Origin of the sequence: Kribbella deserti (assembly GCF_042434725.1) — a bacterium.
Lineage (GTDB): Bacteria > Actinomycetota > Actinomycetes > Propionibacteriales > Kribbellaceae > Kribbella > Kribbella deserti.
Map to the genome: position 1 here is coordinate 218,708 of NZ_JBHLTC010000039.1, position 21,198 is coordinate 239,905.

The window sequence follows — 21,198 nt, forward strand, 5'->3', positions numbered from 1 at the left end:
GCGCTCGTGACGGTGTGAATTGCCCACCTGATGAGAGTGACTGCGCACAAACGTGCCGCGCTCTGTAACATTGGCCGCGACAGGGCGTAACACGTGGGGTTTTTCGGTGGGAGATGATCGGTCGGTGTTCCTGCTGCGTGTGATCCTTCCCGACCGCCCCGGTTCGCTCGGCACGGTCGCGTCCGCCCTCGGTGAGGTGGGTGCCGACATTCACGCCATCGAGATCGTCGAGCACCGCCGTGAGAACGGCACCGCCGTCGACGACGTGGTCGTCGATCTGCCACCCGGCGTGCTACCCGACCGCCTGGTCTCCGCCTGTAACAGCGTGCCGGACGTCGAGGTGATCTGGTTCTCCCGCTACGGCGCCGGTGGCGGTCTGCACATGGACCTCGAAGCCGTCGAGCAGATGACGTCTGCGCCGGCCGAGGCGATCGACATCCTGGTGGAGCAGGCTCCGGCGGTACTGCACGCCGACTGGGCCGCCTTGCTGGACGGCACCGGTAGTGAGGTCAAGGTCGCGCTGGAGACCAGCGCGACGCCGCAGTTCGGCCAGATCGCCGAGCAGTGGCTGCCGATGGAGCGGGCCACCGCGCTGTCGGCTCCGGACGGCCAGGGTCTGGCCGAATCCGTGCTGGTCGCGGCTCCGCTGGATTCGGATCGCCGCATCCTGGTGATCGGGCGACGTGGCGGGCCGGAGTTCCTCGGCTCGGAGGTCGCGCGGCTCAGCTACCTGGCCAGCCTCGCCGTCGCGATCCGCGCCGGCGTCAGCTGACCTTCCACTCCCCCATCTGAGTAAGCGCGCAGCCCCCGGCGGCCGCACCAACTGCCTGCAGCGTCGAGCACTCCGGTCTCACGGTCGGTCCACCCCAGCCTCAGGCCACCTCGGCCTGGTCTCAGGTCACCTCCGCCACAGCCTCAGGCCACCTCGGTCTGGGTTCCGGTCCGCGCCACGGTCGGGACAGCGTCAGGTCAGGTGGAAGTAGAACAGCGTCAGCACGCCCACGAGCAGGACCAGCACCAGACCGCCGACGACCGAAACCATCAGCACCGGGAACTGATCCCCGCGGGGATCCGGCAGATCAAAATCCGTCGGACCCCACGGGCCACCGCTTTCGACGCGCCCAGCCGCCTCCTCGGGCGGCCGGGCCACCTGGCCCGGCCTTTCCTGAGGCGGCTGGTACTCGCCGTTGTTCGTCATCAGGCGTAGTACGACTCGTTGTCGATGTTGAGATCGATCGACAGGTAGTCGCTACGAGGGCGGTGGACCAACTCGACCCGCCAGCCGTTCACGTAGGCGACGTGGCTCTTGCCGTCCTGGTGGTTCTTGGCCCAGGCCTGAATGGCGGGCAGATCGGCGCCCTTGGCCGCGGCGAGCGCATCGGCCTGCACCGTCGGGAAGGCGGCCTTGGCTTCCTCGGTCGAACCGTTCACGCCGATACGCAGGGAGCGGATGTTGCTGCCCTGGCTGGCGTAGGTGTAGATCCGCTGCGAGCCGTAGCTGCCGAAGCTCTTGCGGCAGGAGCTGCTGCACTCGTAGCCCTTGGCCTTCAGCGCCGTCTGCAGTTCTGCCTCGGCGGTCTCCAGCTGCTTGCGCGGGATCTGCAGCTCGTCGGTGCCGTCCTTGTGGCCGCGCAGGCGCAGGGTATCGCCACCGTTGTTCAGGTTGAGGTCACCCCAGCCGAGCTCGATCTCGGCCGTCTTCTGGCCGGAGGCGACGGCCGCGCGGACCTTCTGCAGGTCCGCGCCGAGAGCCTCGGTCGCCAGCGCGTTGATCGCGGTGTCGAAGGCCTTGGCGCCGTTGTTGACGTTCTCGCGGTCGTAGGTGCGCATGTTCATGTTCATGATCACGCCGTCGGCCTGGAACTGGAACCGCACCTCGGCCTCGGTCGAACCGTTGTAATTGAAGCAGCCCCGGTGCGCGCCCTGCGGCCCGTTGAACAGGTCGCTGCACTCGTAGCCGGCGGCCGTCAACTTGTCGGTCGCGGTCTTGGCCTGACCGGTCGCGTTACCCAGGCCGCTGGTCGGCTGGCCGGACGGCTGACCGCTCGGCTGACCGCTCGGCTGAGCGGACGGATCGGCGCTCGGGTCGGTCGTCGGCGCGGTCGTCGAGGTGGTCGTGGTCGGGTTGCTGGACGGCTCGTCGCCACCCATGCCCCGGATCACGAAGAAGATGATCAGCGCGATGACCAGCACACCGGCGACGGCACCACCGATGATGAGCAGGTTCTTGTTACCACCACCGCCACCGGGCGGACGCTGGCCCGGCTGCCAGGGCTGCTGGCTGTGCTGCTGCTGCCAGCCCTGCTGACCGGGCTGACCGCCCGGCTGCTGACCCCACGGCTGCTGGTTGTAGCCGCCGTAACCGGGCTGAGTGGGCTGGTCCTGCTGGCCCCAACCACCCTGCGCTGGCGGCTGACCCCAGCCGCCCTGAGGCGGTTGGCCGGGCTGACCGTGCGGCGGTTGGCCGGGCTGCTGGCCCCAGCCGCCCTGTCCCGGCTGGCCCCCGGGCTGCCCGCCCTGCTGCCCAGGACCCCACGGCCCCTGCGGCGGCGTAGTCATATTGCGCTCCTTAAGAAACCCTTTGGTCGGGACGAAACTAACAGTCGGACGGATCAGCGGCTTCGCTGGATCCCATCTGTCTCACGATCGAGACCAACGGGCTCACCCGGGCTCGGCCGGTGGGTTCGTGATCACCGCCGTGGCGGCCTCTGGCCCGTCGGCCAGCAGCACCGCGAAACCGGCCGCGTCCAGGATCGGTACGCCGAGCTGAACGGCCTTGTCGTACTTGGATCCGGGCGAGTCACCGACCACCACGAACGAGGTCTTCTTCGAGACCGAACTCGCCACTTTGCCACCTCGCTCGGTGACCGCCTCGGCCGCCTCGTTGCGGCTGTAGCCCTCGATCGTGCCGGTGACCACGATCGACAAGCCGGCCAGGGTCTTCGGCAGCCCGGAGTCCTTCTTCTCCTGGCGCATCACCACCCCGGCGGCCCGCCACTTGGCCACGATCTCGCGATGCCAGTCGACCGCGAACCACTCGATCACCGCATGCGCGATGGTCGGCCCGACACCTTCGACCTGGGCCAGCTCGTCCTCGCTCGCGGCGGCGATCGCCTCGATGTCGCCGTACGCCTCGGCGAGCGCCTGCGCGGCGGTCGGGCCGACGTGGCGAATGCTCAGGCCGACCAGGACCCGGGCGAGCGGTTTCTCCTTGGCCTGTTCGAGATTGGCCAGCAGGCGGCCCGCGTTCGCCGACAAGGTCCCGGCTTTGGTGGTGAAGAACGCACTGCGGGCCAGGTCCTGCTCGGTCAGGCCGAACAGGTCGCCCTCGTCGTCGATCAGGCCGTCCTCGATCAGCGCGTTGGCCGCCTTGAAGCCGAGCACCTCGATATCGAACGACGATCGCCCGGCGAGGTGGAACAGGCGCTCGCGCAGCTGTGCCGGGCAGGACCGGGAGTTCGGGCAGCGGATGTCGATATCCGCCTCCTTCTCCGGTCGCAGCTCGGTACCGCAGACGGGACAGTTCACCGGCATGACGAACTCCCGCTCGCTGCCGTCGCGTAGCTCCACCACCGGCCCGAGGATCTCCGGGATCACGTCACCGGCCTTGCGCAACACGATGGTGTCGCCGATCAGCACGCCCTTGCGCTTGACCTCCTGCTGGTTGTGCAGGGTCGCGAACTCGACGGTGGATCCGGCCACCCGGACCGGTTCCATCACGCCGAACGGCGTCACCCGGCCGGTGCGCCCGACGTTCACGTCGATGTCGAGCAGCTTGGTGGTCACCTCTTCCGGCGGGTACTTGTACGCGATGGCCCAGCGCGGCGCCCGGGAGGTGGATCCGAGCGCGCGTTGCAGATCCACCTCATCGACCTTGACCACCACGCCGTCGATCTCGTGGTCGACCGAGTGCCGGTTCTCGCCGTAGTAGGCGATGAACTCGTTCACCTCGGCGAGCGAGTTGACGCGTTTGGCCCGGTCGCTCACCGGCAGGCCCCAGGCCTTGAGGCTTTCGTAGGCCGCCGAGAGACGGGCCACGTGATAGCCGTCGACCTTGCCCAGGCCGTGCACGATGAAGCGCAGCGGGCGTTGCGCCGAGACGCGTGGGTCCTTCTGCCGCAGGGATCCGGCCGCGCCGTTGCGTGGGTTGGAGAACGGCGCCTTGCCCGCCTCGACGAGCTGGGCGTTCAGCTGCTGGAAATCCTCGACGCGGAAGTAGACCTCGCCCCGCACCTCCAGGAAGTCCGGGATGTTGTCACCGGTGAGCTGGTTCGGGATGTTCTTGATCGTCTTGACGTTGGGCGTCACGTCCTCGCCGGTGCGCCCGTCGCCGCGGGTGGCGCCGCTGACGAGCCGGCCCTTCTCGTAGACCAGGTCCATCGCGAGACCGTCGACCTTGAGTTCGCACAGGAAGCCGCTCGCCTCGATCTGCGCGGCCGTCACCTCGCGCTCGAGGCGCTTGGCCCAGGAGTCCATCTCCTCGGCGGAGAACGCGTTGTCGAGGCTCTCCATCCGCGTCGGGTGCTGGACCGGCGTGAACAGGGTCGCGATCGCACTGCCGACCTTTTGCGTCGGTGAATCCGGCGTGCGCAGCTCGGGGAACTCCTGCTCGATGCCTTCCAGCTCGTGCATCAGGGCGTCGAAGTCACCGTCGGAGATCGTCGAGCTACCCATGTAGTAGCGCCAGCGGTGCTCCTCGATCAGCTGGCTCAGCTCCGCATGCCGGTCGCGCACCTCCGGCGCCGGCGCGGGCCGCTCGGCCGCCGTCGTCTCAGGCATCTCCGTACTCATAGGCAGAACCTACCGCCGGGCACCGACAATTTGGCTCCACCTCACACGCTTCGCGGCTACGGCGTTCTATCCCCGAACCGTCCGCCGGTGAAAGGTGATCATGAAACGCGTCGTCAATCTCAAGGCCCTCTACTTCGGCACCCCTGTGGTGCTGGTCAGCTCCCGCAATCTCGACGCCAGTACGAATCTCGCGCCGATGTCGTCGGCCTGGTGGCTGGATCGCACCGCCGTACTCGGCATGAGCGTGTCGTCACAGACCGTGCGCAACCTGATGGAGCGGCCCGAGTGCGTGCTCAATCTGGCGGACGCCTCGATGGTCGGCGCGGTGGACCGGATCGCGCTGATGACCGGACGGCCGGACATACCCGAGCGCAAGCGGCAGCGTGGTTACACCTACGAGCCGGACAAGTTCGCCGCCGCTGGGCTGACGCCCGTGGACAGCGATCTGGTCGCGGTCCAGGGCGTGCACGAGAGCCCGATCCGGATGGAAGGCGTGGTCGAGGCGATCCGGCCCATTGCCGACGGCAACCTCCGCACCCTGGAGATCCGCATCCACCGCACGCATGTGGACGCCGACCTGGTGATGCCGCTCAAGGACCACTACATCGATCCGGTGAAGTGGGACCCGTTGATCATGAAGTTCACCGAGTTCTTCGCCGGCGGCCGCCTGATCCACCCGTCTGCACTCGCCCGGGGCTGGGAGATGCCGCTACTGAACGAAGAACTCGCTCAGAACGGGCGCTAGCGCCTTGGCCGATACGTTGTGGCTCTGCCCTGGCAAGACCTTGTACGTCGCATCAGGCAGTACGTCGACCAAGGCCTTCGTACCTGTCTGAATCGCCGCAGGGGCCTTGCCACCGGCAATAGCGAGAGTGGGAACCTTGACCGGCTCCCACTCCTCCGCCACCAACGGGCGGCCATTGGCGGCAGAGCCGAGTACGGCCGTGTCGTACGGCAGGGTGTGGGCCAAGCCGGTGAGGTTCTTCCAGACCGGCAGGAGCCGCATGATGGCGATAGCAAAGCCGGGAGCGCCCATGCCCTTCGTCATCATGTACTTCACCGCTTCGCCTCGCTTGTCCGCGGCAACCAACTCCTGCAGCCGTACGGCGAAGTCGGCGGGCGGAAGCGGCGCACTCGCGTCCACGCGGAACGGCGGGTCGTAGAGAGCCAGCTTGTTCATCGGGACGCCCGCGGCGGCAGCCCGAAGCGAGAGGATCGCGCCGGACGAGAGACCCCAGACATTCGCCGTACCGCCTGCGACGTCGACGACGGCCTGGAGATCCTCGATCTCGCGCTGGACGTCGTACGGCTGGTTGTCGCCGCTGTCGCCTCGGCCGCGCCGGTCGTAGTTGTAGACGGTGAAACGGGTTGAAAGCTCCGCAGCCAGCTTCTGCAGCATCGGGAACTTTCGGTAGCTGAAGGCGCCTGCGACCAAGACAACGGCTGGACCTTCGCCGGTCTTGTCGTACGCGATCGAGGTGCCGTCAGCGGACTTCACGGTGAGCATGAGATCTCCAAGGGGTGTTCCGACCTATCACCAGTGCGTCGAACCACTTCGACCGTTTCAGACACTCAGGCTTGAGATTTTTCGCCGAGGATGTCGGCGATCCGTCGCAAGGTCTCCAGCCGGGTCCGGGCGTCCGCCGGGGAATCGCCGGCCAGCCCGCACGCCGGGGTGATGACCACCTCCGCGAGCCGAGAGACCGTCAGCCCGAGGCGATGCCAGCGCTCGGCGAGGGCCTCAGCCGGTTGTTCCGGTCGCGGGATCGGGCCGGACGTCGGCAGGGCCCCGGCGTACAGCACGAGACCGCCCTCGACCGCCTCGGCGACGCGGTCCCAGCCTTCGTCGTTGACCAGCGCGAGATCAATCGCGACGCCCTCGGCACCGGCCTTGCGGAACACCTCGATCGGCGGATTCGCGGCACAGCAGTGCACCAGCGTGTGCGCCGGCGCCGCGGCCTCGATCGGACGGCTCAGCAGCTCGACGGCACCAGGCCCATCGACACTTCGGTGCTTACCCCAGCCACTCGCCGTCGGAATGGCCCCGGCGAGTACGGCGGGTAGGGCCGGCTCGTCGAACTGGATCACCAGATCGGCCTGCGGGACCCGCTTCCGCAGTTCGGCGACGTGCTGCTCGATCCCATAGGCAAGGGCCTCGGCCAGATCACGCCGGGCGCCATGGTCGGCGAGGACCTTGTCACCCCGCGGGCGCTCGATCATCGCGGCCAGCGTCCACGGCCCGGCCACCTGCACCTTGAACGGGCCGCCGTACCCGTCGGCCAGTTCCTCCAGGGTGTCGAGGTCCTGGTTCAGCAAGGACCTGGCCCGGCGCTGGTCAAGGCTGCCGCCAACTCCCGTACCGCCGGTGAGACGCCAGCCCGCGGGCTGCAGATCGACCGTCAGCTCGGCCAGTACGGCGACCGCCCGGCTGACCATGTCGCCGTACGGACGCGCGGGCAGTTCCGGCAAGAAGGGCACCGTGACCGCGTCGAGCACGAACTTGGTCCACTCGCGCAGGTCCTCCCCCGGCAGCGAGCCGAGGCCCGTGGTCGGGGCGAGCCCGAACGGACTCGTCATACGGTCTGGGTGGCGCGCTCGACCGAGTCGATGGTGGCGGAACCGATCACGCGGGTGCCGTCGTACAGCACCACGGCCTGACCGGGCGCGACCGCGTCGGCAGGCTCATCGAAGTCGACCAGCACCTTGTCGCCGTCGAGCCGGGCCGTCACCGCGACCTCGTCGCCGTGCGCGCGCAACTGGGCTCGGCAGCTGATCGTTGCCTCGGGCACCGGACCGCACCAGCGCGGCTGCGAGGCCGAGAGCCGCCGGACCGCGAGCTCCTCGCGGGAGCCGACGGTGACGGTGCGATCGACCGGCGAGATGTCCAGCACGAAGCGGGGCTTGCCGTCGGCCGCGGGCGTACCGATCCGCAGGCCCTTGCGCTGGCCGACCGTGTACCGGTGGGTGCCTTCGTGCTCACCGAGCTTCACCCCGGCCGAGTCGACGATGTCGCCCGGGTTCGGGCCGAGGCGCTCGCTGAGGAAATCCGGGGTGTTGCCATCGGCAACGAAGCAGATGTCGTGGCTGTCCGGCTTGTCCGCGACGGCCAGGCCACGGCGCTCGGCCTCGGCCCGCACCTCGGCCTTCGGGGTGTCACCGAGCGGGAAGAACGCCCGGGCCAGCTGTTCCTGGGTCAGCACGCCGAGCACGTAGGACTGGTCCTTGTCGTGGTCCACCGCCCGATGCAGCTCACGCCCGGCGGCGGTCTCGACGATCTGCGCGTAGTGCCCGGTGACGACGGCGTCGAAGTCGAGGGCGAGGGCCCGGTCCAGCACCGCGCTGAACTTGACCTTCTCGTTGCAGCGCAGGCACGGATTAGGCGTCCGGCCGGCGGCGTACTCGTCGACGAAGTTCTGCACGACGTCCTCGTGGAAGCGTTCGGCCAGATCCCAGATGTAGAAGGGAATGCCGATCACGTCGGCGGCCCGGCGCGCGTCGCGGGAGTCCTCCAGCGTGCAGCAACCGCGCGCCCCACTGCGGTAGGACTGCGGGTTGCGTGAGAGGGCCAGGTGCACCCCGACCACCTCGTGCCCGGCTTCGGCCATCCGCGCCGCGGCGACGGCCGAATCGACCCCACCCGACATGGCGGCGAGTACCCGCATCTGTCAGCTCACCTTCCGTATGTTCTGCAGGCCCGCGGAGAGCGCACGCTCCACGACGGGCCCGATGTGGTCCAGCACGGTATCGACATCCGCCTGCTCAGTGGTGTGCCCCAGCGTGAATCGAAGCGAACCACGCGCCCGCTGGTCGTCGTACCCCATGGCGAGCAGGACGTGACTCGGCTCGGCCACGCCCGCGTTACAGGCGGAGCCGGTCGAACACTCGATCCCCCGGGCGTCCAGCAGCATCAGCAGCGAATCACCTTCGCAACCGCTGAAGGACAAGTGTGCGTTATTGGGCAAACGGCCGGCCGGATCACCGGACAGCTGCGCCTGCGGAACCAGCTTGAGCACGCCTTCGATCAACTGGTCGCGCAGCTCGGTGAGGCGGGCCGCCTCCGCGGGCTGCTGCAGGACCGAGTGCTCCGCGGCCACCGCGAAGGCCGCCGCCGCGGGCGCGTCCAGCGTGCCGGAGCGGACGTCGCGCTCTTGGCCGCCGCCGTGCAGGATCGGCACCAGCTTCGTCTCCCGCCGAACCACCAGCGCGCCGATGCCGAACGGGCCACCCAGCTTGTGCGCGGACACGGTCATCGCGTCCACGCCGAGCTCGGCGAAGTCCACCGGCACCTGGCCGACGGCCTGGACCGCGTCGGTGTGCACCGGAATCCCGTGCGCCGCGGCGAGCGCCGCGACCTGCTGGACCGGCTGCAGCGTGCCGACCTCGTTGTTGGCGGCCATCACCGTGACGAACGAGACACTCGCGGGATCACAATCGATTGCCGCCTGCACCGCCTCGGGCCGGATCCGGCCCAGCTCGTCCACCGGCAGCCACTCGAGCTCGGCGCCCTCGTGCTCGGCCAGCCAGACCGCCGGATCGAGTACGGCGTGGTGCTCGATCCCGCTCAGCAGGATCCGCTTACGCCGGGGGTCCTCCGCGAGCCGGGCCCGCCACAGGCCCTTCAGCGCGAGGTTGTCGGCCTCGGTACCACCGGAGGTGAACACCACCTCGCTCGGCCGGGCGTTCAGCGCGGCCGCGATCGCCTCCCGCGCCTCCTCGATCGTCCGCCGGGCGGCGCGGCCCGAGCCGTGGGAAGAGGAGGGGTTGCCGGTACGGCCGAGCAACGAGGTCATCGCCTCGATGGCGGCCGGCAGCATCGGCGTCGTCGCGGCATGGTCGAGATAGACCGTGCGACGGGCGGCTGGGATGGTCATAACACCTTCAAGGGTAAGTCCGCCCGCCTGATTCCCCGAACCGGTACTTCAGCCCTGGACTATCCGCTCCAGCCACGCATGGCCGGGATGCAAGTGCTCGACCATCCGGCCGAGCCACTCCCGCTTGGCCTTGGGCAGCAGCGGCAGGGTGACGTCCAGGTCCCGCTCGTCCTTCGGCCGCCGTTGCTTGGCCTTGTAGGCCAGCGCCAGCTCCGGATTGAGGTAGCGGATGCCGTCCGGTGCGACCCAAGTCACCTCGTCGAGAGCAAAATCCATCGAGGGGTCCCGCCGGAACACCCACCGCCCGTCGCGATCCGGGTTGATGACGCAGTCGTACTTCCACGGTGCCAGCGCGTGCTCCCGCAACCAGATCTGGTCGGCCGAGTCCGGCAGCCCCGGCCGCTGCTCGGTGATGAGCTGCATTGCGCCGGCGCCGATCGACCAGACGTGGTACCGGTCCTTCACGTGCGCGTAGAAACGCCCGATGTCCTTGCGCCAGAACGACACGTCGAGATCCTCGTGCGGCCTGGGAACGCCCGTGAAGGCCTCGATCGCCCAGCCGCCCGCGATCCACCACTGGCCGTCGTACCCCGCAAGCAGTTCCTTGGCCTCCGCCCGGGTCGCCGGCAACACCGGCCCATACTGCCACTGGAACAGCATCTCCTCCGGATCCAGCCCCTCCGCATACCAATGCCTGGTCTCCACCAACCCAAGTTACCGAACGCCGGTGTGTTCGACGATCGCCCCGATGGCCAAGTCCCAGAGCTCCGGTGGCGGCTGTTGGTGTCCGGCACCCGGGAGTGGCACGAACCGTGCGCCGGCGATCCCGGCGGCGAGGGCTTGGCCATGCTCGATCGGGAACATCGGGTCGGTGGTGCCGTGCAGGACCAAGGTGGGCGCGGTGATCTGTTCGAGCCGGGCATCGGCCGGGGTGTCGTCGGCGAGCACGAAGTGGTTGCTGATCGAGCTGGCCATGTCGCGGGTGCGATTCACCTCGCGGACGGCGAGCTGCCGGTAGCGCGACTCGTCGAACCCGAGGCTGCCCGCATACGGCCGTTCGAGATCGACCCGATAGGCGACCACGGCGTCCCGGTCGTTCCAGTCGGGTTCGGGTTCGGGGTCGGTGAACGTGGCCATCACCTGCTGACTCGGCGGCGGCAGTTCACCTGCCTGGCCGGCGGCGACCACGGGGCTGGTGGAGGCGAGGCTCAGCGTGTGCACTCTCAAGGGGTACTCGATCGCGATGCGCTGTGCGATGCCGCCGCCCATCGACAACCCCACCAGGTGTGCGCGCTCCACCCCCACGGCATCCAGGATTCGCAGCGGGTCGGTGAGCAGATCGCGTCCGGTGTACGACGGCTGTCCGGGCTGTGAGCTGGACGAGCGGCCGGTGTCACGGTGGTCGTACCGGATGACGTGGCGACCGGCCTTGGCGAGCAGGACACAGAACTCGTCCTCCCACCAGACCATCGATTGGGCTCCGCCGGCGATCAACAACACCGTCTCATCGGCTGGGTCGCCGAATGTCTCGAAGCACAGGTCTACTCCGTCGGCGCTCAGGGTCTGCTCGGTCATGGCGGTTGCCTTTCTGGGGTGCTGAGAACACGACCCTAAAAGGGCGGGGATACAAAGAAAAGCGATCATCGTCGATGTTAGTGATCGCCTTTGTCTATCATTGTCTGCATGGGCGACACGGAACTGAGGCACCTCAGGACGCTGGTGGCGATTGCCGAGGAGGGCACCTTCGGCAAGGCCGCGAGCCGGCTTGGTTACACCCAGTCGAGCGTCAGCCAGCACATCGCCGTACTCGAGAAGGCTGTCGGAGGTCCGGTCTTCGATCGGCCTGGCGGCCCGAAGCCGGTGCGACTCACCCCACTGGGGGCGGTCGTGATCGAGCACGGCAGGGAACTGCTGTCGCATGCCGATGCACTGGACGACGCGGTGGACCGGTTCAAGGCCGGCGACGGACGAATCGACATCGGCACCCTGCCGAGCATCTCGAACGTCATCCTTCCCACGGTCGTACGTCGCCTCCAGGACGAGCATCCCAACTGCGAGATACGCCTCTCGGAAGAAGCACCCGGCCAAGAGCAGCTTGGCGAACTGGATCTGCTCTTCTACGACGCGCCGATCGGCGATGACGCGGAACACGTACTGCTGACGGACGACCCCTATCTGGTCGTGGCACGTCCGGGCGACCTGCCCGCTGGCAAGCTGCCCCTGGCGGCGTTGGACGGGAAAGGGGTCGTGGCCTGGCCGGCGGCCTACGGCCAGCCGCGACTCGAGGAAGCCCTCGCGGCAGCGGGAGCCCAGTTGCGAGTCGTGTTCCGAACGCCAGGTAACGACACAATCTTGTCGATGGTGCGAGCGGGCATGGGGTCGGCCGTTCTGCCCTGGCTGGCGATCCGCCATCTCGCCTGTCCCGAATGCGGTGACATTCACGGGTCGGACGGAGGTGCGGATCAACCACTGCGGGTGCATGAGCTCGACCCCTCGCCCAAACGCGAGATCTATCTGCATTGGCCCCGCGGACATACCGCCAGGTCGCCGCTCGCCGCACATGCCATCGAGATCGCGGTCGAGGCAGCTCGCGCGCTGGCACAACCGGCACCACATCGGAAAGCCAGCCACTGAATGATCGCCTGCAACGATCATTTTCATCTTAAAACATCGCTATACCCGATGCCAATCCGCAACTAGCGTACGAGCTATGAGTACCTTCGCGTTGATCCACGGCGCCGGCGTCGGTGGCGGCTGGTTCTGGCACCTGATAGAAGCCGAGCTCCGAGCCCTCGGACACACCACCATCGCTCCCACCCTGTGGACCGGTGACGATACAGACACCTTGTCCGACTACGCGGACGCCGTCGTCAACCTGATCGACACCTCCGATGAACTCTTCGTCGTTGCACATTCCTTCGGCGGATTCACCGCGCCCTTGGTCGCCGAACGCGTTCCGACCGCCGGATTGGTCTACGTCACGGCCATGGTCCCCCGGCCCGGCGAATCGCCGGCCGACTGGTGGGAAAACACCGGATTCCCGGAGGCGGTCCGAAGCCAGGCCGCCAAGGACGGCGGACTCACCGGCGCCTCCGACCCGTACGTCGGCTACTTCCACGACGTACCCAAGCAGCTGGCCGACCAAGTGGAGGGCAAGGAACCCAGCCCGCCCTCGAACACGGCCTACTACGAGCCCTGGCCGCTCGACGCGCATCCCGCCACACCGGCTCGATACATCGTCTGCACCGAGGACCGGCTATTCCCCGCCGCATTCCAGCGCCAGCTGGCCTACGACCGCCTCGGAGTCACTGCCGACGAGCTACGCAGCGGTCACTGCCCCGCTCTCAGCCGCCCCGCAGAGCTCGCGGCAATGCTCAACAGCTACACAAGTTGACGCAAAACTGCTGCCGCGCCCGACACATCCGGGCGCGGCAGCAGGAGGAACAGCGATCAGCTCTTGCGCTTGGTTACTTCTTCGGTGGCGGCCGGCAGGATCTTGTGCAGGTCGCCGACGACGCCGAAGTCGACCAGTTCGAAGATCGGGGCCTCTTCGTCCTTGTTGACGGCCACGATCGTCTTCGAGGTCTGCATACCCGCGCGGTGCTGGATGGCGCCCGAGATACCGGCAGCGACGTACAGCTGCGGGGAGACGGTCTTACCCGTCTGGCCGACCTGGTAGGCGTGCGGGTACCAGCCGGAGTCGACCGCGGCGCGGGAGGCGCCGACGGCCGCGCCGAGCGAGTCCGCGAAGGCCTCGACTCCGGCGAAGTCACCGCCGGTACCGCGGCCACCGGAGACGATGATCGCGGCTTCGGTCAGTTCCGGCCGGCCCGTCGCCGCGCGCGGCTGGGAGTCGGTGATCCGGGCGGTCTTGGCGGCGTCGGAGATCGAGACGTCGAACTCCTCCACCTCCGGCGAGGTCTCGGCGGCCTCGGGCGCGGCCGCGTTGGGCTTGACCGTGATGATCGGCGTGCCCTTGGTGACCTTGGCCTGCACCGAGTAGTTACCGGCGAACACCGACTGGGTGGTGACCGGGCCCTCCTGGACGTCGACCGCGTCGGTGATCAGGCCCGACTCGAGCTTGACCGCCAGGCGGGCGGCGATCTCCTTGCCCTCGGAGCTGGAGGAGATCAGGATCGCGGCCGGCTCGAGCTTGGCCGCGACCTGCTGCAGCGCCTCGGCCTTCGGCGCGACCAGGTACTGGCCGAGCTCGGGGTTGGTCAGCGCGATCACCTTGGTGGCGCCGTACTGGCCGAGCACCGGCAGCGCGTCCTGCACACCGTCGCCGATGAAGACCGCGACCGGCTCGCCGAGGCGGCGGGCGATCGTGAGCAGTTCGGCGGTCGTCTTGCGAACCGTGCCACCGACGTGGTCAACGAGAACGAGAATGTTCGACATGCTCTGGTCGCCCCTCAGAGGAACTTGTTGGTGGACAGGAACTCGACGAGCTGGGTCGCACCCGTGCCGTCGTCGGTGACGATGGTGCCGGCGGTACGCGGCGGGCGCGCGGTCACCTCCGTGACCTCGGACCACGCGGCGGAGGCGCCGACCTGCTCCGGCGCGACGCCCAGGTCGGCCAGCGACCAGGTCTGCACCGGCTTCTTCTTGGCGGCCATGATGCCCTTGAACGACGGGTAGCGCGGCTCGTTGGCCTGGTCGCTGACGCTCAGCACCAGCGGCAGCGTGCCCTCGATGGTGTCGCTCGCGGTGTCACCATCGCGGCGGATCCGCACGGTCTGACCGTCGACGGTGACCTCCGAACCCAGCGTCACCGCGGGCAGTCCGAGGCGCTCGGCGACCATCGCGGCGACAACACCCATCGTGCCGTCGGTGGAGGCCATACCGAACACGACCAGGTCGTGCTCCAGCTTCTCCAGCGCCTTGGCGATCACCAGCGAGGTGGCCAGCGCGTCGGAGCCGTGGATCGCGTCGTCGACGACGTGCACGCCGGCGTCCGCGCCCATCTGCAGGGCCTTCTTGACGGCGTCGGCCGCTTGCTCGGGACCAACCGTGAGCACGGTCACTGCGACACCATCAGCGTCACCGCCACTGTCCTTAATGGCGAGCGCGGCCTCGACCGCGTTCTCGTCCAGCTCGGACAGCAGGCCGTCGACACCGGCCCGGTCCACCGTGTTGTCCTCGGCGCGGAACCGGCGGTCCGCGGTGGCATCCGGCACGAACTTCGCGCAGACGACGATCTTCATAGCTTGTTGGACCCCTTCTGGTTTGCGGTCTCTCCCAGCCTGCCACGGATGTTACTCGCGAGGAACTTATGTTCGCTGCGAGTCCTGTCACACCGTTAGGCTCACCGGGTGACTGAGACGTTACCGCTGACCGGTGAAAGAACAGCGCCGGGGATCTGGCACGAGAACTACTGGTTCTTGACGGCCTAAGCGTTGTGCTCGTCCGCCTGTAGCGCTCGGCCTACCGGAGCGAATCGGCCCAGGTTATCAGGCCATTTTTAGGCGGTCCCGGAGGGTGTTCTCACCACCACCCCGGGACCTAGAACCGAACCCCTGGAGGTTCAGTCATGGGCATCATTCTGTCAGACCACGAGTTCTACGAACTCCCCGACGACAACTCGCTACTGCTCGAAACGACCAACCTGAGTGAGTTGGACCGGGGGGGCGTTGAGGCGTACGTCATTAGCCAGTACCAGGTGATCACGGTCGAGTTCGTCACCGACCCGCAGGCCGGTGAGTGGACCGTATTCAACGTCGAGCCGGGGACCCTGAAGTGATCTCCGCCAGTCCGGTCGAGCAGGTGCGCGAGATCCTGCGCCAGCCCTACAGCGACGGGTACATGGTGCGGGCGATCCGGGACCTGTTGAACGAACCGGTACGGCACACGCCGGGTGAGGTCGAAAGGAACGAACAGGGGTGGCCCGTGCTCCGTCCGGCCCCGCACTCCCATGACTACCAGGACGGTCCCTATGACCCTCGCGACTAGGCGCGCCACGGCAAGCAGGTGGTCCCGGTGAGCACCCATCTCCACATGGCAATCCTCATCGGCACCGGAGTTGGGTCGTTCGTGCTGGTCGCTTGTGTCAACCAGGTGTACGTATTCCTGTTGCGCTGGCGAGACAAGCGCACTCACCACTGAGGCCCCCACCGAGCAAGCAAAGAACCCCCCGGTCATCAGCCGGGGGGTTCTGCTGTGGTCAACCTGGACTTACCTGAATCTAGGTCCAGGTAATAGCCGCTCAGGCGCCGCGCTTGATGTCGGCATCCGCGTGCGCCTGGATGTGGTCGAGCAAGACCTTCTCGGTCCGCTCGCTACGGGACTCGATCCGTGCGAGCGAGTCCTTTACGGTCTGGGCGAAGCCGTTGCCCGTGGGCTTCGCGTACTCCTTGGCGGCCTTCGCTTCGTTCTTGCTGCGGCGGCTTTGCCAGGCGGTGTAGCCACCGAGCGCCAGGAAGGCGAGAGCCTGCCCGAGGGCCTGGAGGTCGTCGGCGTTCATCACGCCGCCTCATAGCTGAAGATGCCGGCGAGCCGGTCGCTGGTAGTCCAAGTGAACGGGGCGAGGTTGGTGACCCGTACGCCGGCTGCGTCAGCCGCGACCAGCGCGGACGTCGAGCCACTGGATTGCAGCACCCGTGAGTGGTTGAGGGTGGCGGATGCGTCGAAGCACTGCACGGTGCCGAAGGCGAACGGGAAGCCCTCAGCGGCGGCGACAGGGAGACCAACGAGCCACGAGCCGGTGCCGTACGTCGTCGTTGAGCCCATCACGAGCTGGAACCGGCCGATAACCAGCTTGCCCGCCCGCATGTACTTGCCGGTGATCGTGCCGTTGCCGATGGCCGGCGCGGTGCCGGTGCTCGTCCAAGTCGGGGCATACGACGTCCACGGGTCACCGATGGCCTTCAGGTTGTCCCGGAGCTGGATGTTCAGCAGGGCTGCTGTCGGGTCCTCACCGGCTAGCCAGGTGCGGGGGTCGGTCCAGCTCATGTCATCTCCCTCATAATGCGAGCCGTGCGCGTCGGGCGAGTCGTACGACGTCGCCGGCTGAGTGTGCTTTCACGACACCATTGACCGATCGGGTCACGGTGAACGACTGCGGGTTGCCGGTCCCGGTGACCGCGGTGAGGCTCATCTCTTCGCCGCCGATCATGATCGGGATCGGCATGTCTGCGGCGTCTGTGGTCCAGCCTTCGACGCCTTCGATGACGTTGCGCTCGACAGACAGGGCTGTCGCTGCGCTGGTGATGTCAGCCGCTAGGTGGTAGTCCTCGCCAGGGCTGAGGCGCGACGTACTGTCGTCCAGCTCCAGCACCTCATACGGGCTGTACGGGACACACACGGCCTGCCAGACATGCTCTACCGGACCGATGTCTTCCTTGTATCCGATCACCAGCAACGACAGGTCGTCGTACAGGTTGGCGGCTGAGGCGTTCGTGACCACGAGCCGGTCACCGACGCTGACCCGCAAGACAGCGGCCTGCTGCTCTTCGGACAGTACGACCATGTTCACGGTGACGGACGGGAACCGCGCCTCATCGATCGTCCCGAGCATCAGCAGCCATCCTGCTAGCTCGGGTAGGGCGTCGTCGCTCTCGACGTTCAGCGGGACTTCGTCCTTGTAGCGGCCGACGCCGCCCGGTGGTTCCAGGATCGACAGCGGACCAGACGACAGGGTCGCCTGATAGGACCCGCCATTGACGCGCTGAGCGAAGATATCGTTGCGGGTGCGCTGGTCGTCGTCCACCGGCTCCAGCGGTGGCGCGAGTTCGCCGGCGGCGTAGTCCAAGGTGACCCGCGGTGCCTGGTTATACAGGTCCTTGCGGGTGCGGTAGGCCAGTCCGAGCATGTCGCGTGGCTCGTACAACAAGCCCATGTCGAGCGCCGCGGCCTCTTCGATAATCGGCAGCAACGCACCTCCGGGCTGTCGGCCCATTGCGTAGGTGTCCGCCAGGTCCCCGTGGGACTGGAGGGTGATGCCGTTGTCGCTGCAAAGCCGTGAGATGCGCTCGCCTGCCGGCTCACCCAGGTACGACGTCACGGCGTACGCCAGATCGACCGCACTGGGGATCGCGGTCCATCCGGAAGGCCAGAAGGCCACGTGTCCCAGGGACAGGGGTGTGTCATCCACGCCATCGGGGATGTAGTTCACGGTGACGCGGGCGGCGTTGCGCAGGTCGTAGCTGGCGCGAGTCCCCGACAAGACGGAGCTGCCGTCCACGTAGACCGCGTAGTCAGTGCCGGTGCCGTTGTCGGTGAGTTGGATGCGGCAGTGATGGACGTTCCCGTCCGTCACCTCCGACAGAGCCGCTGAGTTGGCGAGCGTAACGGTGGTCGGGGAGGCCCCGAGCGTGTCGAGTTCGACAGTGAGTTCAACGTCGTCGTTCGCACCGTCAGCGCGGAAGCGCAGGCGCCACACGTCGTACTCACCGCCAGTGCGGAACGTCCAGAGGCCGACATTCAGCGGCCCCAGCACTTCGGCGCGCCACACGAAGTCGAGCGCCACCGACCCGCCTGCGGTCAGGTCGGGGGTGTGTGAATCTCCGTAGAAGAACCCGTCATTGCCGGGGTGGTCTCCAGTGTTGGTGATGCGCAGCACGTTGGACAGGTCGCTGTTGAGTTCGCCAGAGCCGAACTCTGCGGAGACCAGGTCCACACCCCGAAAGCGGTAGAACGGGTATGCGCCGTACACCGCGCCGGTAGCGGCCGACGATCCATCGGTCAAGGGCCAGTAGGTGTAGGGATTCAGCGAAAGAAGGTACTCAAGCAGTCCGGTCGAGTTCGGGTTGCGGCCCTGGTTCAGGCGCCGCACGATCCCGGAGGCTTCGAGCGGCATCCATGCGTCATTGCCCGACAGCTCCCACTTCGGCGGGAACGATGAGACCTCACCCGCGAATCGCGGGAACTGGTGGAGGGTGTTCGCGAGGGAGGCGTAGAACAGCGAAACCGTCCATGTATTGCCCTGCGCGTCAGTGAACGCTGACGCTCCGGCGGTCTGCGTGGTGAAGTCCGGGCTCGCTACTAGCGCGCCGTCAATGCCGTTGCGGATCTCGGCAGCGAAGGCTGCGCCGAACAGACTGAACAGCCCTGTCACGCCGGGCGTTGCCATACCGATATTGGTTGTCGCGGTGCTGTTGAAGATCGATGTGACGCCGATGTAGCTGACCGGGTTGCCGAGCATCTCCCATGGCCCGTCAATCGTGTCAGCGGTGTAGAACGTGGTGGTGTTAGCGCCTCCGTCGTCCACGTCGAGCGTGACCCTGACAGCCTTGCGGCCGGTGAGCGGACCGGGGATTGCGACGGTACTCAGGGCATCGAATTCGTCGGTGCCGTTCTCTGTCCACACGAAGTGCAGCCGGCCCAGTTCGGTCGTCTGCAAGTACCACGACATGTTGCCCGCTGCGCCCCACTTGCTGGCCAGCGCGATACCGTGCCACGACGACGGCGCGTCTACCGAGACGTCAACGCGGATGTCGATATCGCCGACGACGGACAGTCCAGCGGAATCGGGCGTAGAGGCGTACCCAAGGCCAGTCATCTTCAGTGCGACCGAACTGATCCCAGCTCGGATGCCGGTGTTGCGCCCGATCTTCCCGTAGTACGGCGACAGTGGGTTGCGCGGACTGTACTGGCCATCACGGTTGTTGAGGGTCAGGTTTAGCTGTGCCGGTGCGGCCGACGATCCTTCGTCGCTCTGGCCGTGAGTGATCGTCACGCTGTCTCGGGTGTACACGTCGCTGGTGATGTCGGTCCATGCCCCATCGACGTACATCTCAACCAACAGGCTCATCTGCCCAACACCACCTGAACGTCTCCACCGCGAACCCGGATCGCCTTCTGGAGAATGGCGATCAGCATGTCGTCAACCTTGCTCCCCGAAGAACGCAGCTCCACCACCACCGGCTCCCCACCACCGCGAAGACCGTTGGCCTTGACCCGCTCGCCGGCTTGCAGCAGCGCGAGTCCCTCAGTGCCTGGGGCACCGGGCATCACGCCACCGGTGTGGAAGCGAGGGATGTCCGGCGTACCGATGCTGAACCCACCGACCTTGCCGACACCGGGGATCTTGGTGTCGAAGGCAGGGATGCCGAAGCTGAGGTTGTTCCAGCGGTCGATGACCCAGTTGATTGCACCGCGGAAACCGTCCTTGATGCCGCTCCACATGCCGGACACTCTGCTGGTAATGGCGCCCTTCCAGCCGCCAACCCATCCAGTGAAGCGCCCCCATGCACCAGATACCCCAGACCACGCGGCCCCGAAGGACGCCACCACGGGCGAGAACAGCGAGCCGACCCAACGGGCGATCGAGCCCTTCCATCCACCGACCCAGCCGGTGAACCTTCCCCACGCGCCGGACACGGCGGACCACGCGGCGCCGAAGGCGCCGGTGATCGCGGAGAACAGTGACTTAACCCGGTTCGTCACGGCCGACTTCCAGCCGCCGATCCAGTTGACGAACCGCGTGTAGCCGGCGGATAGTGCTCGCCATGCGTTGCCGAAGCCTTCCACGATCCAGCCGAAGGCCTTCTTGATGCCGCGCATGGCGGTATCGACCACGCGACGGAACGTCTCGGACTTCTTGTAGGCAAGGATGATCCCGCCCACCAGCAGCACGAGCGCGGTCACGATGAGCCCGATGGGGTTCATCCGCATCGCCAGGTTCAGGCCCTTCTGCGCAACCGTCATCACCTTGGTTGCCACGGTCGTAGACATCATTGACGCCCACGTCTTCTTCAGCGCGGGGACCACGAACGACGCGAGACCGCCCGCCAGGTCGGCCGCGCCCGTACCGAGCATCACGAAGCCTTCGAAGAGGTTGCCCTTGGCGATCTCTGCGGCACCGCCCATGACGTCCTTGGTGCCCGTCAGGGTGTCGGAGAAGCCCTGCGCCTTCCCCTCTGCGCCGTCCGCCGCTTCGCCCACCTTGTCGAACCCGGCGCCGGCCTGCCCTACCTCGCGGTCCATGCTGCGTGCGGACGATCCCACCTTGTCGAACGTGGACTCCAGCTTGCTTGAGTCCCCGGCGAACGTCAGTGTCACCTGCGGCTTACTGGCCATCAGTCAACCTCCACCCCGGCTTGGCGAGCGACGTCCAGCAGGGCATCCTCCACAAGCTGCGCGTATCGCTTCTGGTTGTCGAAGTAGGCGTTGTAGATGTAGCGCCCGTGCTTCAAGAACGGCCGGCGCACCGACCCGTTGCGGCCGACCTTGCCGCCGAAGTCGAGCCACGGGTAGTACGGCACGCGCCTGGAACCGCCCACGACGCGAGACGCAGTCGCGGTCGAGCGGGACTTCACCGACGCTTTCGCCTTGCCTGACACCGTCGGGATGTCGCGGCGAGCGTCGTTCACGACGATGTCAGCGCAGCCGTTGAAGGCGACTCGGAGGGCCTTCGGCAGATCAGCATCGAGCTTCTTCAGGTTGCGGGTGAACTCGGTTAGCCCATCGATCTTGATTGCTTCGGTCATGACCCGCCTCCCTTCAGCCGCTCAAGCTCTTCGCGTTGTGCCAGGCGCCCGTAGTAGACCTGCCAGCGCATGAACTCGGCCGCGCTCATCTGCTCGCGCAACTGCCCCAC

General features: G+C 67.1%; 23 protein-coding genes. 7 read left to right on the forward strand and 16 right to left on the reverse strand.

Annotation, left to right across the window (positions count from 1 at the left end):
* The first annotated feature begins 124 nt into the window (after positions 1-124).
* Positions 125-772, forward strand: a complete 648-nt coding sequence (locus ACFFGN_RS30915; RefSeq protein WP_380054935.1) for an ACT domain-containing protein — start codon at positions 125-127, stop codon at positions 770-772.
* A gap of 192 nt (positions 773-964) precedes the next feature.
* Here ACFFGN_RS30915 and ACFFGN_RS30920 read toward each other — a convergent pair whose 3' ends face one another.
* The 3 genes from ACFFGN_RS30920 to ligA all read right to left on the reverse strand — a co-directional run bounded on the left by ACFFGN_RS30920 (position 965) and on the right by ligA (position 4,791).
* Positions 965-1,198 carry a hypothetical protein gene (locus ACFFGN_RS30920; protein ID WP_380054938.1) on the reverse strand — a complete coding sequence of 78 codons (234 nt, stop codon included), beginning with the start codon at positions 1,196-1,198 and terminating at the stop codon, positions 965-967.
* Positions 1,198-2,559 carry a PT domain-containing protein gene (locus ACFFGN_RS30925; protein WP_380054940.1) on the reverse strand — a complete coding sequence of 454 codons (1,362 nt, stop codon included), beginning with the start codon at positions 2,557-2,559 and terminating at the stop codon, positions 1,198-1,200. Before ACFFGN_RS30925 ends, ACFFGN_RS30920 begins: the two co-directional genes overlap by 1 nt.
* Positions 2,560-2,661: 102 nt before the next feature.
* On the reverse strand, positions 2,662-4,791 hold the full coding sequence (gene ligA / locus ACFFGN_RS30930; RefSeq protein ID WP_380054943.1) for an NAD-dependent DNA ligase LigA: 2,130 nt from the start codon (positions 4,789-4,791) through the stop codon (positions 2,662-2,664).
* 100 nt (positions 4,792-4,891) lie between these two features.
* Here ligA and ACFFGN_RS30935 point away from each other — a divergent pair, with 100 nt between their 5' ends.
* Positions 4,892-5,536, forward strand: a complete 645-nt coding sequence (locus ACFFGN_RS30935; RefSeq protein ID WP_380054946.1) for a flavin reductase family protein — start codon at positions 4,892-4,894, stop codon at positions 5,534-5,536.
* Here ACFFGN_RS30935 and ACFFGN_RS30940 read toward each other — a convergent pair.
* From ACFFGN_RS30940 to ACFFGN_RS30965, 6 genes are all read right to left on the reverse strand, one after another.
* Positions 5,501-6,298 carry an alpha/beta fold hydrolase gene (locus tag ACFFGN_RS30940; protein WP_380054950.1) on the reverse strand — a complete coding sequence of 266 codons (798 nt, stop codon included), beginning with the start codon at positions 6,296-6,298 and terminating at the stop codon, positions 5,501-5,503. The genes ACFFGN_RS30935 and ACFFGN_RS30940 overlap by 36 nt on opposite strands.
* A gap of 65 nt (positions 6,299-6,363) precedes the next feature.
* The gene (locus tag ACFFGN_RS30945; protein WP_380054953.1) at positions 6,364-7,368 is read right to left on the reverse strand and encodes a uroporphyrinogen decarboxylase/cobalamine-independent methonine synthase family protein; all 1,005 of its coding nucleotides are present in this window, start codon (positions 7,366-7,368) and stop codon (positions 6,364-6,366) included.
* Positions 7,365-8,453 carry a tRNA 2-thiouridine(34) synthase MnmA gene (gene mnmA / locus ACFFGN_RS30950; protein ID WP_380054956.1) on the reverse strand — a complete coding sequence of 363 codons (1,089 nt, stop codon included), beginning with the start codon at positions 8,451-8,453 and terminating at the stop codon, positions 7,365-7,367. The genes ACFFGN_RS30945 and mnmA overlap by 4 nt, the downstream gene beginning before the upstream one ends.
* A 3-nt stretch (positions 8,454-8,456) precedes the next feature.
* Positions 8,457-9,662 (reverse strand): cysteine desulfurase family protein, encoded by a 1,206-nt coding sequence (locus ACFFGN_RS30955; protein ID WP_380054959.1) that lies wholly within the window; start codon positions 9,660-9,662, stop codon positions 8,457-8,459.
* 48 nt (positions 9,663-9,710) lie between these two features.
* Entirely contained in the window at positions 9,711-10,367 is a 657-nt protein-coding gene (locus ACFFGN_RS30960; protein ID WP_380054962.1) for a nucleotidyltransferase domain-containing protein, read from the reverse strand.
* 9 nt (positions 10,368-10,376) lie between these two features.
* Positions 10,377-11,237 carry an alpha/beta fold hydrolase gene (locus ACFFGN_RS30965; RefSeq protein WP_380054965.1) on the reverse strand — a complete coding sequence of 287 codons (861 nt, stop codon included), beginning with the start codon at positions 11,235-11,237 and terminating at the stop codon, positions 10,377-10,379.
* Between the two features lie 108 nt (positions 11,238-11,345).
* Between ACFFGN_RS30965 and ACFFGN_RS30970 the strand changes: the two genes are divergently transcribed.
* Both ACFFGN_RS30970 and ACFFGN_RS30975 read left to right on the forward strand, forming a co-directional pair.
* Positions 11,346-12,296, forward strand: coding sequence for a LysR family transcriptional regulator (locus ACFFGN_RS30970; protein ID WP_380054968.1), 951 nt, complete (start codon positions 11,346-11,348; stop codon positions 12,294-12,296).
* Positions 12,297-12,372: 76 nt separating this feature from the next.
* On the forward strand, positions 12,373-13,056 hold the full coding sequence (locus tag ACFFGN_RS30975) for an alpha/beta hydrolase (RefSeq protein ID WP_380054971.1): 684 nt from the start codon (positions 12,373-12,375) through the stop codon (positions 13,054-13,056).
* A 56-nt stretch (positions 13,057-13,112) separates the two neighbouring features.
* Here the strand turns inward: ACFFGN_RS30975 and ACFFGN_RS30980 are convergent, their stop codons facing one another.
* Together ACFFGN_RS30980 and ACFFGN_RS30985 are read right to left on the reverse strand one after the other, a co-directional pair.
* Positions 13,113-14,060 carry an electron transfer flavoprotein subunit alpha/FixB family protein gene (locus ACFFGN_RS30980; protein WP_380054974.1) on the reverse strand — a complete coding sequence of 316 codons (948 nt, stop codon included), beginning with the start codon at positions 14,058-14,060 and terminating at the stop codon, positions 13,113-13,115.
* Between the two features lie 14 nt (positions 14,061-14,074).
* Positions 14,075-14,866 (reverse strand): electron transfer flavoprotein subunit beta/FixA family protein, encoded by a 792-nt coding sequence (locus ACFFGN_RS30985; RefSeq protein WP_380054977.1) that lies wholly within the window; start codon positions 14,864-14,866, stop codon positions 14,075-14,077.
* A gap of 326 nt (positions 14,867-15,192) precedes the next feature.
* On the opposite strand from ACFFGN_RS30985, the gene ACFFGN_RS30990 reads away from it, so the two are divergent.
* From ACFFGN_RS30990 to ACFFGN_RS31000, 3 genes are read left to right on the forward strand one after another with little or no spacing between them, the layout of a single operon-like run.
* Positions 15,193-15,402, forward strand: coding sequence for a hypothetical protein (locus ACFFGN_RS30990; RefSeq protein ID WP_380054979.1), 210 nt, complete (start codon positions 15,193-15,195; stop codon positions 15,400-15,402).
* A complete protein-coding gene (locus tag ACFFGN_RS30995) occupies positions 15,399-15,611 on the forward strand; it encodes a hypothetical protein (RefSeq protein WP_380054982.1) in 213 nt (70 codons plus the stop codon). The genes ACFFGN_RS30990 and ACFFGN_RS30995 overlap by 4 nt, the downstream gene beginning before the upstream one ends.
* A 27-nt stretch (positions 15,612-15,638) precedes the next feature.
* Positions 15,639-15,764: a hypothetical protein gene (locus tag ACFFGN_RS31000; protein ID WP_380054985.1), complete on the forward strand. Its 126-nt coding sequence runs from the start codon at positions 15,639-15,641 to the stop codon at positions 15,762-15,764.
* Positions 15,765-15,864: 100 nt separating this feature from the next.
* On the opposite strand, the gene ACFFGN_RS31005 is transcribed toward ACFFGN_RS31000, so the two are convergent.
* Genes ACFFGN_RS31005 through ACFFGN_RS31025 form a run of 5 tightly spaced genes read right to left on the reverse strand, consistent with a single transcriptional unit; the run spans position 15,865 to position 21,088 of the window.
* A complete protein-coding gene (locus ACFFGN_RS31005) occupies positions 15,865-16,122 on the reverse strand; it encodes a hypothetical protein (protein ID WP_380054987.1) in 258 nt (85 codons plus the stop codon).
* Complete coding sequence (locus ACFFGN_RS31010; protein ID WP_380054990.1) at positions 16,122-16,610, reverse strand: hypothetical protein; 489 nt, start codon at positions 16,608-16,610, stop codon at positions 16,122-16,124. Before ACFFGN_RS31010 ends, ACFFGN_RS31005 begins: the two co-directional genes overlap by 1 nt.
* Positions 16,611-16,620: 10 nt before the next feature.
* Positions 16,621-19,410, reverse strand: a complete 2,790-nt coding sequence (locus tag ACFFGN_RS31015; RefSeq protein WP_380054993.1) for a hypothetical protein — start codon at positions 19,408-19,410, stop codon at positions 16,621-16,623.
* Positions 19,407-20,678, reverse strand: coding sequence for a phage tail tape measure protein (locus tag ACFFGN_RS31020; protein WP_380054995.1), 1,272 nt, complete (start codon positions 20,676-20,678; stop codon positions 19,407-19,409). Before ACFFGN_RS31020 ends, ACFFGN_RS31015 begins: the two co-directional genes overlap by 4 nt.
* Positions 20,678-21,088, reverse strand: a complete 411-nt coding sequence (locus ACFFGN_RS31025; RefSeq protein ID WP_380054997.1) for an HK97 gp10 family phage protein — start codon at positions 21,086-21,088, stop codon at positions 20,678-20,680. The genes ACFFGN_RS31020 and ACFFGN_RS31025 overlap by 1 nt, the downstream gene beginning before the upstream one ends.
* Positions 21,089-21,198 lie beyond the last annotated feature (110 nt).

Bases quoted from the DNA above. Each gene is read 5' to 3' on its own strand.
- ACFFGN_RS30980 (WP_380054974.1), bottom strand. From the start codon at position 14,060: ATGTCGAACATTCTCGTTCTCGTTGACCACGTCGGTGGCACGGTTCGC.
- ACFFGN_RS31025 (WP_380054997.1), bottom strand. From the start codon at position 21,088: ATGACCGAAGCAATCAAGATCGATGGGCTAACCGAGTTCACCCGCAAC.
- mnmA (WP_380054956.1), bottom strand. From the start codon at position 8,453: ATGCGGGTACTCGCCGCCATGTCGGGTGGGGTCGATTCGGCCGTCGCC.
- ACFFGN_RS30935 (WP_380054946.1), top strand. From the start codon at position 4,892: ATGAAACGCGTCGTCAATCTCAAGGCCCTCTACTTCGGCACCCCTGTG.
- ACFFGN_RS30985 (WP_380054977.1), bottom strand. From the start codon at position 14,866: ATGAAGATCGTCGTCTGCGCGAAGTTCGTGCCGGATGCCACCGCGGAC.
- ACFFGN_RS31015 (WP_380054993.1), bottom strand. From the start codon at position 19,410: ATGAGCCTGTTGGTTGAGATGTACGTCGATGGGGCATGGACCGACATC.
- ACFFGN_RS30940 (WP_380054950.1), bottom strand. From the start codon at position 6,298: ATGCTCACCGTGAAGTCCGCTGACGGCACCTCGATCGCGTACGACAAG.
- ACFFGN_RS31005 (WP_380054987.1), bottom strand. From the start codon at position 16,122: ATGAACGCCGACGACCTCCAGGCCCTCGGGCAGGCTCTCGCCTTCCTG.
- ACFFGN_RS30920 (WP_380054938.1), bottom strand. From the start codon at position 1,198: ATGACGAACAACGGCGAGTACCAGCCGCCTCAGGAAAGGCCGGGCCAG.
- ligA (WP_380054943.1), bottom strand. From the start codon at position 4,791: ATGAGTACGGAGATGCCTGAGACGACGGCGGCCGAGCGGCCCGCGCCG.
- ACFFGN_RS31020 (WP_380054995.1), bottom strand. From the start codon at position 20,678: ATGGCCAGTAAGCCGCAGGTGACACTGACGTTCGCCGGGGACTCAAGC.
- ACFFGN_RS30975 (WP_380054971.1), top strand. From the start codon at position 12,373: ATGAGTACCTTCGCGTTGATCCACGGCGCCGGCGTCGGTGGCGGCTGG.
- ACFFGN_RS30945 (WP_380054953.1), bottom strand. From the start codon at position 7,368: ATGACGAGTCCGTTCGGGCTCGCCCCGACCACGGGCCTCGGCTCGCTG.
- ACFFGN_RS30925 (WP_380054940.1), bottom strand. From the start codon at position 2,559: ATGACTACGCCGCCGCAGGGGCCGTGGGGTCCTGGGCAGCAGGGCGGG.
- ACFFGN_RS30955 (WP_380054959.1), bottom strand. From the start codon at position 9,662: ATGACCATCCCAGCCGCCCGTCGCACGGTCTATCTCGACCATGCCGCG.
- ACFFGN_RS30990 (WP_380054979.1), top strand. From the start codon at position 15,193: ATGGGCATCATTCTGTCAGACCACGAGTTCTACGAACTCCCCGACGAC.
- ACFFGN_RS30965 (WP_380054965.1), bottom strand. From the start codon at position 11,237: ATGACCGAGCAGACCCTGAGCGCCGACGGAGTAGACCTGTGCTTCGAG.
- ACFFGN_RS31010 (WP_380054990.1), bottom strand. From the start codon at position 16,610: ATGAGCTGGACCGACCCCCGCACCTGGCTAGCCGGTGAGGACCCGACA.
- ACFFGN_RS30970 (WP_380054968.1), top strand. From the start codon at position 11,346: ATGGGCGACACGGAACTGAGGCACCTCAGGACGCTGGTGGCGATTGCC.